The organism is Paenibacillus sp. S150 (assembly GCF_019352175.1).
Lineage (GTDB): Bacteria > Bacillota > Bacilli > Paenibacillales > Paenibacillaceae > Paenibacillus_AQ.
Window position 1 is genome coordinate 78,148 of the sequence record NZ_JACBYI010000027.1, and the last position, 11,452, is coordinate 89,599.

Below are 11,452 nucleotides of genomic sequence, written 5' to 3' on the forward strand. Positions count from 1 at the left end.
CTATGACAATGAATCATGCGGAATTTAAGGGAACGCTGGATCTGACAGCGGATGTGCTTGTGATTGGAGGAGGGCCGGCAGGAACCTGGGCGGCGCTTACGGCGGCGGCCAAGGGAGCGAAGGTTATCCTTGCAGATAAAGGCTACTGCGGCTCCAGCGGCGCAACGGCGCCTTCGGGGACAGGCGTCTGGTATGTGAAGCCGGACGCGAAGCTCCGCGAGGAAGCGAAGGCCAGCCGTTATACGATGGGCGGCCAGCTCGCCGAGCACCGCTGGATGGACAGGGTGCTGGACCGCACCTATGAGAACATGAACAGGCTGGGTGTGTCGGGCTATCCGTTTCCGCTGGATGAGCAGGGCAACCAGTACCGCAGAAGCCTGCAGGGGCCGGAATATATGCGGCTGATGCGCAAGCTGGTGAAGAAGGCGGGCGTGAAGATTCTCGACCACAGCCCGGTGCTGGAGCTGCTGGCCGATGAGCACGGCGTCGCCGGAGCCGCCGGAGTGCAGACCCAGAGCGGAGAGGCCTGGAGCGTGCAGGCTGGAGCCGTGGTCATTGCCACCGGCGGGTGCGCCTTCCTCAGCAAGGCGCTGGGCTGCAACGTCCTGACCGGCGACGGGTATTTGTTCGCCGCCGAGGCGGGGGCAAGCCTGTCGGGCATGGAATTCTCCAATGCCTATGCAATCTGCCCCACCTTCTCTTCCGTCACGAAGACGGCGTATTACAGCTACGCCAGCTTTTATTACGAGGACGGCAGTGTAGTGGAAGGCGCCGGCTCCAAGAAGGGACGCTCCGTCATTGCCAGAAACCTGCTGGCCGGCCGGCAGGTATACGCGAAGCTGGACGGTGCTTCGGAGGAGCTGCAGCCGCTGCTGCGGGTCGCGCAGACGAACTTCTTCCTGCCGTTTGACCGTCTGGGCATCAATCCCTTCAAGGATGCCTTCCCGGTAACGCTGCGGCTCGAAGGCACGGTGCGCGGTACCGGCGGCATCCGCATCACGGATGAGGACTGCGGAACGGGAGTGCCCGGCCTGTATGCCGCAGGAGACGCCGCTACCCGCGAGCTGATCTGCGGAGGCTTCACCGGCGGCGGCAGCCACAATGCCGCCTGGGCCATGTCCTCCGGGTCCTTCGCCGGGGAGGGGGCGGCGGCTTACGCGGCAAGCCTCGGCAGACATGCGGCTCACCGCACGCCGGCCGGCCTGTCTTCCTCGCCGCTGGTTCACCGGGAAGTACAGCCGGGAGCGGCTGCCAGAGCAGCGGATTATGCCGCCGCCGTGCAGGCTGAAGTGAAGCCTTACGATATTAATCTGTTCCGTACGGAACAGGGACTTACCGCTTCCCTGGACAGGCTGGACGGACTGTGGAAAGAGCAGCGCAGCCGCGAAATCCAACGTACACCCGAAGGTGTGCGGGCGCGTGAGGCGGAGGCCATGACGGCGACGGCCCGCTGGATGTACAGCTCCGCACTGGCAAGAACGGAGACCCGGGGCATGCATAAACGGGAGGATTACAAGCAGACGGACAACGGCCAGCATCACCGGCTGATCAGCGGCGGACTGGATGAGGTCTGGGTGAGAACAGAAGAAGTGGCGAAGGAGAGTGTACTGTTGTGATTGAAGTCATCAGCGCCGACAGATGTGTAGAATGCAACCAGTGTGTGTCTGTCTGCCCGACGAATGTATTCGACCGGGTGGAGAATGGAATTCCCGTTATCGCCCGGCAGAGCGATTGCCAGACCTGCTTCATGTGTGAGCTGTACTGCCCGGTGGACGCCCTGTATGTCGCTCCTGATTCGGAACTTGTTACCGGGGTGACGGAGGCGGAGGCGGAACAGCAGGGACTGCTTGGCGGATACCGTGAAAAGGTGGGCTGGGGCAAGGGCAGACAGCCGGTGGCCAGTCATGACTTCATGTATAAGCTGGCGGCCAGAGCCGGCTTCTGAGTGCAATTTGCACCGGCAAGCGGATCATAAGAGAACAGAAGCAGGATATCGGCCTTTATTACAAAATCATTCAGCAGAAGCTCGAGGGGAGAACACATCAATGAAGAAGACGTACAGAGAGAGTCGGAGCAGATGGAAAAAAGGGGGCCGCCTCGCACTTATCGCGGGCGTGGTCATGGTCATGCTGGTGCTGCAGGCTTGCGGAAACAATGCGAACTCTAGTGGCGGCAGTTCCCCGGCGGCGGCAGGGAACACTGCCGAGGCAGCGGGTGGTGAAGCGTCCGGCAATGTACCGGCGGTGCTGAATTTTGGTTTCATCGGTTCCAACAAGCTGAACCTGCCTGGCGGCGCTGAGGGCTGGGGCTTCTACAAAGGGATCATTCAGGAAGAGCTCAAGAAATACGGCATTACCGAAGTGAAGCTGACCGGCTTCCCGAATGGTCCGGACCAGACCGAGTCGCTGATCAGCGGCCGCCTGGATTTCGGCAGTCTTGGCGATACCCCTGCCATTATCGCGTATGCCTCCGGGGCCAAGACAAGATTAATCGGGCAGTCCTCCGCCCATACCGTAGGCTATTTGATCGGCAAGAAGGATGGCCCGAAGACGGTGAAGGAACTTCAGGGCAAGACCATCGCGATCCAAAAGGGCTCCTTCATGCACCGCTACGTAGTCGGCTTGCTGAAGCAGGAAGGCGTGACCGATTATAAGCTGGTTCATATGCTTATTCCTGATGCCACTGCCGCACTGGCCCGCGGGGATGTGGATGCGACAACCAACAGCGGGGTGCCGGCGCTGAAGCTCATTGAGCAGGGCTACACCCATCTGGATGATGCCTCAAGCCATCCGGATTTGCTGGGCTCCAGTGCTACGGTCGTATCCGAGGAATATCTGGAGAAGTTCCCGGATTTTCCGGAAGTCTGGAATGCGGCGCGCGAGAAGGCTCTGGCTGATCTGAAGCAGCATGAGGATGAATATTATCAGTTTCTGGCTGAAATCGGCGATACAACGCCGGAGCTTGCGAAGCAGGTGAATCCGATCAGCGATATCAAGGATACGCCGTTCACCGAGGAGGGAACGAAGCTGCTCGAAGGCACAAAGAACTTCCTGGTGGAAGAGAAGCTGGCCAAAAAAGATTTCAATATCAGCGACTGGCAGCTGCAATAAAGGGTACATGAAAGGGGCAAAAGCATGGGTGCTGAGATCTTAACTGTGGAAAGCTTCAGGCTGCCGCTGGACAACGGGCTGTATCTGGAAGGAGAAGTGCGCGTCCTCCGGGACGGGCATCCGAAGCCTGTAGTCCTGATCAGCCATGGCTTCCGGGGCCACAAGGACTGGGCCTTCTGGCCCGGGGTGGGAACCCGGCTTGCCGAGAGCGGCTTCTATACTGTGAGCTTCAACTTTTCACGCATTGCTGCCCGCAGTGCCGCAGGAATAAGCCCGCAAGCTGCTGCGGAGGCCGCAACACTGAGCCGGGAATTGCTTGAACTGGAGCAGCTGCTGCACAGCCTGCTGGAGGGCAGGCTGCCGCTTGGGGAGCTGGCCGACCCGGAGCAGCTGGCGGTGCTGGGGCACAGCCGTGCAGGCGGCAGCAATATTGTGTTCGCAGCGGAGCATCCGGAAGTGAGGGCGCTGGTGGTCTGGAACGGCGGCTCCGCGCCGGTGCGCCGCCAGGGGGAGAAGGGTCCGGAGCCTACCTTGCAGGAGGCCGCCGTTGCAGAGGATCTGCAGCGGAACAAGCAGCGGTTTGACCTGGAACGCGCGTTGGGGGCTCTATCTGCCCCGGCGCTGATTATTCAAGGCGATCAGGACCGTGAGGCGCTGCTTCAGCAGAATGCGGATTTCCGTAAGGCGGCGCCGCAGCATCGCTACCACGCGGTTAAAGGAGCGGATCATACCTTCAATACCGCCGATCCTTACGAAGGTCCCACGTCTGCGCTTAACGAGGCGGCAGCCCTCACCATAGAATTTTTGCATGAGCAATTGGGCTGATAGGCCTGTTGGTCAGAGAGGAGGAAGCGTAAATGGCGCAGCATCACCTGCAAGCTGCAACAGATGTGCTGGTGCCGGCCGGCGCCGACCCGCCGGAGCGGGACACAACGCCGTTTTTTGAAGTGTTCACGGAAGCCTACCGGGGCAAGTAGGAAGGCCTCTCCGGATTAATTGAACTTTAGCCCTTCAACAAAAAGGAGTGCCGCAGCGGGTACTCCTTTTTGTTGACCTCTGAACTTGTGCTGAGCATAACCCGTGTATGAACTGTATCTGCCTTCTATTGCATAAAGTACAGTCAACCCAAATTCTCTATTGTGACCGGACATAAATGCTGCAGCTCTCAAGTTCACTCCTACATAGCAGCAACTTTTATCCAGTTATCCCGTCTTAATGGATAGAAAGGGGGAATGATTATGAGAAGAACCCTGCTGGGAACAATGTTCGTGTTTTCTCTTGCCTTCATGTTCTTTCTCGGATACAAAGCCGGCCATAACAAGAATGTTCCCGAGATAACTGCCGAACAAGCCATTCAATCCAGATGGGTGCAGGCTGACCAGCCGCCTTCTCCCGGGATAACCATTAATGGTACTGCCATCGATGTTAAGCGCAGCGGGTATTCCTGGTGCGTACCCGCAGCGGGCAGCTGCATAAGTGTGGATGCCGCCATACCTGAGCTTGATCCGGTTGCTGTGCCGGGAGGTTCTGCCATAAATACTACGGCTCCTGCGGGCATTAGGGAGTTCTCCCTTGTCAATATGAACGCTGACGGCAAAGATGCTTATGTTGTTCCCGGTGCCAAAGGCGTCTACACGTACCGGATTCACTGTGAATGGTTCCTCGAGCAAGGGCAGGCCGAATTCTATTTCTCGGTTGAAGTGGAATAATTGCAGCAGCTCCCGGATGGCCGGTTCGAGGTCAGGCGGATCAACAGGTGATTCGCAGCGCTTCACTGCGTTGCCTTGGCGGTCAACCAGGATCTGGTGGAATTCCATTTGATCTCATCATCGGCAAGCGCCGCAGGATCGCTCCTTCTGCAGATCCGGATACTGTGGCTGAAGCCGCATTTGCTGGCTGTGTTACATAATACAATTATTATTGTCAATCTTCTGGCTAATTTTACTGTATACTATGCCGCCGGATAATATTATACTTAAGAGAACTAGCCGTTTCTTTCAGCAGGCGGAGTTCTCCCCACACTAACAAACTCAGACAAAAGAATATAACGCTGGAGGAAATTGAATGAGCACTACGGAACTTACTAGCCAACTATCCAGTTATGCAGGAAGACTGCTTCGGGAGCGATTCGGGAAAGGCCCCGAGTCCATACATGCTTCCATCGGGAAGCAATGCATAGCACTGCATATACGTAATTTTATCGGTCCTGTGGAACGGTTTTTGCTTAACAAGGAAGAAGAACAGGCCTTTCGTTACACGCGGGAGCTTTTGATGAAATCGCTGCTTCCGGAGCTGGCGGCATACTTGAAGGACATGATGGCTATTGAGGTCGGCGAGCTTTTTTATGATTGGGGTATACATAACGCTTCAGGAATGATCGTTGCGCTTATCAAGCAAGATGGAGTAGCCATTGACGATTATGCTGGACGGGATGAGGTTCATGCCCAGATTAACGAGGTAAGCAGGAAGGTGCAGAAGGAGCCGGAATTCACTGATTCCTGGTGGCTGGGACCCCGCACCCTGATTATTAAGCGTGAAGGCATTCTGATTCCTTTGGAGAAGGAACTGATCGGCCTTGGTTACGAGAACACGCTCAAGACAACCAAACGCAAGATGGAAAAACGTTACTTGGAGGATACCACCACGATTGCGCCGATGCTTGGCAAGGAGCTTGCCGACATCTACGTGGATTGGGATTTCGACAAAGATACCAGCGTGATTGCCTATACATTTCTTTAATTACCACCATATGAGGCGGAAATGAGTCGGACATGCAAATGAGCCGAACATGAGCCGGAGAAGGGGGAATGGTCCCTTTCTTCGGCTTTTTTATTTTTTGACTGCTCATTAGGGAATTGCGCTGGACATTTGGGGGGACATACTGGTGGAGGAATACAAGCAGACAGTGCTATATGTAGAAGATAATCAACTTAATATGGCTTTGATGCACCATATCTTCAAAAAAAATCTGCCCTCCGTACTTCTGCTGAAAGCCGAGACGGCAGCGCTTGGTCTGCAGATCGCCCGGCAGAAGCTGCCGGATCTTATTATTCTGGATATCGGTTTGCCCGACCTGAATGGATATGAAGCTATGGATCAGCTGCAGGCAGACGAATCTACCCGCCCGATACCGGTTCTGGCAATCAGCGCCTTTGCCCAGAGCTCGGATATTGAACGGGCTGAGCACGCGGGTTTTTCCGGTTATATGACTAAGCCCTTTCAGGTCAAGGCCCTGACGGAGGCTGTAAAGAAACTTTTAGCCGGGATTAGCTGATAATGCTGCTGCAGACATTGCCAAAGAGAAGGAATGGGTTAGTGATAGGTGGGGAACTGGGGAGAACTCCGCCCTAAAGACCGGTTCTGTTTAACTGAACAAGCTTGGATTACCATTTGACTTTCGCCCGAATATGCAAGATATTTATAATGAAGATTTAATATAAATTTCTTGCGTTTGATACTCCACAAACGGGCGGTGGATTACATGTTAAAACAGCATGCAGAAGGATATTCCCGCTTTGAGGCTGCTTGCAGAACGGGAGTGGTTGGAGCAGCTTTCCTCTCCATTGACGAGCAATGGACCAGCGTAAATCCAGCGGTAACCATGCTGCTCGGATTTACGGAGGAACAGCTTCTGGGGAAGCATTTCAGAGAGCTTCTGTGCGGAAATTCTGTGGAGAGATATGCAGCAATGGCTGGTGCTCTGGGAAGGGGAGAAATCCCTTTTTTTGAGTGCGAAATTTACATGTCCCATGCTTCCGGTCCACAGGTGCCGCTGGTGCTCCATATGACGCTCGTCAGCGAACCTTCGACTGGACGGAAGCTGTACTATTTAATACATATAGCGGAGCTTGCCGCCATGGATGAGGCAGAAGAGCCGCTTGCTCCGGCAGATGGGCTGTACCGGCTGATTGCTGCCAATATTACTGATATAGTCTATTACTCCACGGCGGGGCATTTATGCAGGTATTGCTCGCCGTCCATCAAGGAAATGCTTGGCTATGAGCCGGAGCAGCTGATTGGCCGCGATATCCGTGGACTGATTCACCCTGAGGATCTGGCTGCCCTGGATATTTCCAATCCGGATGGGATTCAGAGCGTCCAGTTGCGGGTTCTCCACGCCGGCGGCCGTTACCTGTGGCTTGAATTTACTATCCGGCTGGTTGAAGACGGAGATCCTCCAGGCGTGCTCGCCGTAGGCCGCGATATTACTGAGCGTAAAATTGTGGAACAGAAGCTGCAGGAATCGGTAGAGCGGTATACTTCCCTCAAAAAATACAACCATGATGCGATTATTTCCCTTGATCTTGAGGGCCGGATCATCAATGGGAATGAGAAAGCCTGCGAGCTTACAGGCTACAGCATCCCTGAACTGGTAGGAATGAACGCGGGCCGGATCATCGGCTTAGAGCATCTTGAGGAAGTTATATCCTACCCCCAAGAGAGGGGCTCCGCAGAGGTAAGCATCGACCGCATTTGGCATAGGGGAGGACATGCTGTTGAGGTGCTGACGACAGTTGCTCCCATCAAAGTCAACAGGAACACAGTAGGCTTCTACATCATCGTTAAGGATATTACCGAACAGAAGAAGCTGCTGATTGCGAAGGAGGCCGCAGAGAAAACAAACCGGGCCAAAAGCGAATTTCTGGCAATGATGAGCCATGAAATCCGCACGCCCATGAATGGCGTGATCGGGATGACGGATCTGCTGCTGGACATGAGCGAGCCGGGTTCGCAGCAAAGGGAATACCTGGATATTATCCGCCAAAGCGGTGATACTCTGCTGAATATTATCAACGATGTGCTGGATTTCTCCAAAATTGAAGCGGGCAAAACCGTTCTTCACGAAGCGCCGTTTGATCTGACGGCCTGTGTGGATTCGGTGCTTGAGCTGCTGCAGCATAAGGCGGATAAGAAAGGCCTGGGGATTGAGGTGGCCGTTGCTCCGGATGTGCCGCGGCATCTTGTTGGAGATGGTGAAAGACTGAAGCAGATTCTGCTCAATCTGGTGGGGAATGCGGTGAAGTTTACCTACACTGGCGGGATAAAGGTGACAGTGCGGACACAGGCAAGAAACGGAGGAAAGGTGAAGCTGGAATTCACAGTGGCCGATACCGGCATTGGCATTCCCGGGAGCTCACGCAGCAGGCTGTTTGAGCCATTTTATCAGCTGGATCATTTCATGAACCGGCGCCATGAGGGCACAGGGCTGGGGCTGGCGATTACGAAGCAGCTCGTTGAGCTGATGGACGGCACAATCGCTCTGGATACTGGAGTAGAGACAGGGGCGGCTTTTGTGTTCACTGTGGCGCTTCAGGAAGAAGGAGCCGGTCTGACTGGTGCAGAAAGCGGCAACAACGGGGGAGAACCGCTTGCGGACGGACGTTCCTTGCGGGTACTGGTGGCAGAGGACAATGAAATCAATCAGATTGTGCTGCGCAAAATTCTGGAAAAACGCGGCTATACCGTAGACGTTGCGGGAGATGGGCTGCAGGTCTTGCAGATGGTCGGAAGCGTGGACTACGATCTTGTATTTATGGATGTGCAAATGCCGCGTATGAATGGCCTGGAGGCTACTCAGGCGATCAAGGAAACGCTGCCTCCGGACAGGCAGCCGGTAATTATTGCCGTTACGGCAAATGCGCTGAAAGGTGACCGCGAGCTGTGCCTGGCGGCCGGAATGGATGAATATATCAGCAAGCCGCTGAGAAGCGAGACGATTGCGAATGTTATAGGCAAGTTTTTTTGAAGCTCAGCTTCTGCCTGCCATTGTGAAAATACAACAATTTCACTGCGTTAAAGCTGGAATGCGGTGAATTAATATCTTGCATGTGTTTCCTATTTTGATTAAGATAGCATTAACTGGTGCATTCAAGCTCCGGTTCATAATGAAATGACTGTGACGAAGAGAGTAAGCGCAAGCAAGCGGATCTTAACAGGGAAGGTGTGCCGGAGACTGAGAGCACCCACATGAGACGGTTTGCGCCGAAGTTCACTTCCGAGTCGGCCTCTGAAGTACACTGCTGCAGCAGTTATGTGTAGGATGGCCCGCGCTCCGCGTTACCGGGTGTAGACAGAATTGATCCTTGCCTGGACGGCATTTTTCAGTGCTTGGGCAGCTGAGCAATCAGGGGGATTGATTTCTAAATTAGGGTGGTACCACGGCTCCTCGTCCCTTGCGGCGGGGGCCTTTTTTGCGTTCATGGTTCAAATCAGTTACAAGAAGGAGTGGAAAGGTAATGAGCAACGTGGAATTGGATGAGCTGAGAGCCCGTCTGGATGGGATCAATGGGCAGCTGCTGGAGCTGATCTCAGAGCGGGCCCGGATAGTACAGGAAATTGGAGCTGTCAAAGAAAAGCAGGGTGTGCCGAAGTTCGACCCTGAGCGGGAAAAACAGATGCTGGAGAAACTGGTGGCGGGCAACAAGGGACCTTTCACAAGCGGGACGATCCGCACCCTCTTCAAGCAGATTTTCTCCGCATCTCTTGATCTGCAGAGTACGGAGCACAAGAAATCCCTGCTGGTGGCCCGGAAAAACCATGCCGAGGATACGGTTATCGTTCTTCCGGGGAACGTTACCGTCGGCGGATCATCCTCGCTGATGGTTGCAGGTCCCTGCTCTGTGGAGAGTGAGCTGCAGACACGTACGGTTGCCGCTGCCCTGCAGCAGGCCGGTGTTAAGGTTATGCGCGGCGGTGCCTTCAAGCCCCGGACCTCGCCTTATGATTTCCAGGGGCTTGGAATGGACGGCCTGAGAATTTTGCGGGAAGCGGCCTCGGAGTATGGTCTTCTGACCATCAGTGAAATTGTAGACCCCCGCCATATTGAAGAGGCTCTTGATTATGTGGATGTGATTCAGGTTGGCGCGCGCAATATGCACAACTTCGAGCTGCTCAAAGCAGTGGGAGAAGTGAACAAGCCGGTGCTGCTGAAGCGCGGGTTGTCGGCAACGCTGGATGAGTTCGTCCATGCGGCCGAATATATTATGTCCCGCGGCAATATGGAGATTATGCTGATTGAACGCGGCATCCGCACCTATGAGAAATCGACCCGCAATACGCTGGATATTTCGGCTGTGCCGATTCTCAAGCAGGAGTGCCATTTGCCGGTGCTGGTTGATGTGACCCACTCTACCGGACGCAAGGACATTCTGATCCCTTGTGCCAAGGCCGCGCTCGCGGCAGGAGCCGACGGTATCATGGTGGAGGTGCATCCCGATCCGGCCACAGCGCTGTCCGATGCTGCACAGCAGCTCAATATCCCGGAATTCAATAACTTTTTCAATGAAGTGAAGGCTTCCGGACTGTACCGCTGAATCGGCCAGAACCGGTCAATTCATGAGCTGACCGGTTTTCAATGGAGAAATTTAAAGAGATGTACGAGGCTGCGAGGGTCATCAACACGAATACGGGCGGCAGGCGGAAAGCCGTCTGCCAGGTGTGAGTACAGGCGGTGCCTCGCAGGACTTATATATAGAGGAAAGGACCCTTTGTGGAGGGTTCTTTTTTTTAAAAGATAAGAATTTATAGGTTTCACGCTATACATTAGCCTTATCTTTCCCGCTGAAACGGATACCGTCCTTATAAGGACGGCGAAGCCGTTTCCACTTGCGCAGGATAGACGTAGGCTTTTGGAGTGTACGCTCCGCGAACAGAGCGTTGTCCGGGTCGCAGTGTTCTCCAGATTTATTTCATTCCCCTTAGGAGCTGCGAGGAAATGAGTCCCGCTTTTGTTGACAAAATCTCCACGGTTTTGGGAGTTTTGTCAACAATGTAGCGGTACTTTATTTCGTCGCAGTCTCTTAGCGGTGAAAATCCGGAGACCCAGGCGGCCGCTGCCGCTGTTCCGCGGGTCCGTCCGCTTCGCTTCGCTGTTTAAGCGGGAGGCGGTTCTGTCATCTTTAAAAAACACAATAAAGAAACTTAATGTATAGGAATGGAACCGGCTTATATGAAATGAACCGGCGAACCTGAACAAGCTGATGGAACGCAAGGAAGAGATTCATAGGGGACTGAAGCGAAGTGTAAAAAGTAACACTAATGGGCTGGAATCCTGGCTTTAACGGGCTTTAGTGGGATTTTGTACACTTAATGGAGGCCCGCTCCCCCCATACGGCTGATTTCAGCCGAATTAGTTATACTTTTTCCCACTAGGGATGATCCGGAATCCGAATGCGGTGGATTAGTTATCCTTTTTACCACTAAAATGTCTGCCCTTGGTAGCGTCAAGAAGTTTGTGTAATTATCTTTAAAGGTTGTAGGATATCCATTGGGACAATGGATAGGAATGGTTTTCAAGGGTCAGGGGGGATCCCCCCTGCGAAAATTTCCTTTCATATCCAGTT

9 protein-coding genes are annotated in these 11,452 nt (G+C 54.3%); all 9 read left to right on the forward strand.

From position 1 onward, the window contains the following. Positions 1–2: 2 nt before the first annotated feature. The 9 genes from HYD27_RS21565 to HYD27_RS21605 all read left to right on the forward strand — a co-directional run bounded on the left by HYD27_RS21565 (position 3) and on the right by HYD27_RS21605 (position 10,423). A complete protein-coding gene (locus tag HYD27_RS21565) occupies positions 3–1,616 on the forward strand; it encodes an FAD-dependent oxidoreductase (protein ID WP_219218564.1) in 1,614 nt (537 codons plus the stop codon). Next, positions 1,613–1,945: a 4Fe-4S binding protein gene (locus tag HYD27_RS21570; RefSeq protein ID WP_219218565.1), complete on the forward strand. Its 333-nt coding sequence runs from the start codon at positions 1,613–1,615 to the stop codon at positions 1,943–1,945. Before HYD27_RS21565 ends, HYD27_RS21570 begins: the two co-directional genes overlap by 4 nt. A gap of 100 nt (positions 1,946–2,045) precedes the next feature. Next, on the forward strand, positions 2,046–3,110 hold the full coding sequence (locus tag HYD27_RS21575; RefSeq protein WP_228745245.1) for an ABC transporter substrate-binding protein: 1,065 nt from the start codon (positions 2,046–2,048) through the stop codon (positions 3,108–3,110). Positions 3,111–3,134: 24 nt separating this feature from the next. Beyond that, the gene (locus HYD27_RS21580) at positions 3,135–3,935 is read left to right on the forward strand and encodes an alpha/beta hydrolase family protein (protein WP_219218567.1); all 801 of its coding nucleotides are present in this window, start codon (positions 3,135–3,137) and stop codon (positions 3,933–3,935) included. A gap of 413 nt (positions 3,936–4,348) precedes the next feature. Then, positions 4,349–4,819 (forward strand): hypothetical protein, encoded by a 471-nt coding sequence (locus tag HYD27_RS21585; protein WP_219218569.1) that lies wholly within the window; start codon positions 4,349–4,351, stop codon positions 4,817–4,819. A 355-nt stretch (positions 4,820–5,174) separates the two neighbouring features. Continuing rightward, positions 5,175–5,849 carry a Na-translocating system protein MpsC family protein gene (locus HYD27_RS21590; protein ID WP_219218571.1) on the forward strand — a complete coding sequence of 225 codons (675 nt, stop codon included), beginning with the start codon at positions 5,175–5,177 and terminating at the stop codon, positions 5,847–5,849. A gap of 145 nt (positions 5,850–5,994) precedes the next feature. Beyond that, a complete protein-coding gene (locus HYD27_RS21595; RefSeq protein WP_219218572.1) occupies positions 5,995–6,384 on the forward strand; it encodes a response regulator in 390 nt (129 codons plus the stop codon). 207 nt (positions 6,385–6,591) lie between these two features. Beyond that, positions 6,592–8,856, forward strand: coding sequence for a PAS domain S-box protein (locus HYD27_RS21600; RefSeq protein WP_219218574.1), 2,265 nt, complete (start codon positions 6,592–6,594; stop codon positions 8,854–8,856). Positions 8,857–9,346: 490 nt separating this feature from the next. Next, complete coding sequence (locus HYD27_RS21605; RefSeq protein WP_219218576.1) at positions 9,347–10,423, forward strand: bifunctional 3-deoxy-7-phosphoheptulonate synthase/chorismate mutase; 1,077 nt, start codon at positions 9,347–9,349, stop codon at positions 10,421–10,423. Positions 10,424–11,452 lie beyond the last annotated feature (1,029 nt).

What these genes read in the sequence shown, in the direction of transcription:
- HYD27_RS21565 (WP_219218564.1), top strand. Translation starts at nt 3, where the DNA reads ATGACAATGAATCATGCGGAATTTAAGGGAACGCTGGATCTGACAGCG.
- HYD27_RS21575 (WP_228745245.1), top strand. Translation starts at nt 2,046, where the DNA reads ATGAAGAAGACGTACAGAGAGAGTCGGAGCAGATGGAAAAAAGGGGGC.
- HYD27_RS21580 (WP_219218567.1), top strand. Translation starts at nt 3,135, where the DNA reads ATGGGTGCTGAGATCTTAACTGTGGAAAGCTTCAGGCTGCCGCTGGAC.
- HYD27_RS21585 (WP_219218569.1), top strand. Translation starts at nt 4,349, where the DNA reads ATGAGAAGAACCCTGCTGGGAACAATGTTCGTGTTTTCTCTTGCCTTC.
- HYD27_RS21590 (WP_219218571.1), top strand. Translation starts at nt 5,175, where the DNA reads ATGAGCACTACGGAACTTACTAGCCAACTATCCAGTTATGCAGGAAGA.
- HYD27_RS21600 (WP_219218574.1), top strand. Translation starts at nt 6,592, where the DNA reads ATGTTAAAACAGCATGCAGAAGGATATTCCCGCTTTGAGGCTGCTTGC.
- HYD27_RS21605 (WP_219218576.1), top strand. Translation starts at nt 9,347, where the DNA reads ATGAGCAACGTGGAATTGGATGAGCTGAGAGCCCGTCTGGATGGGATC.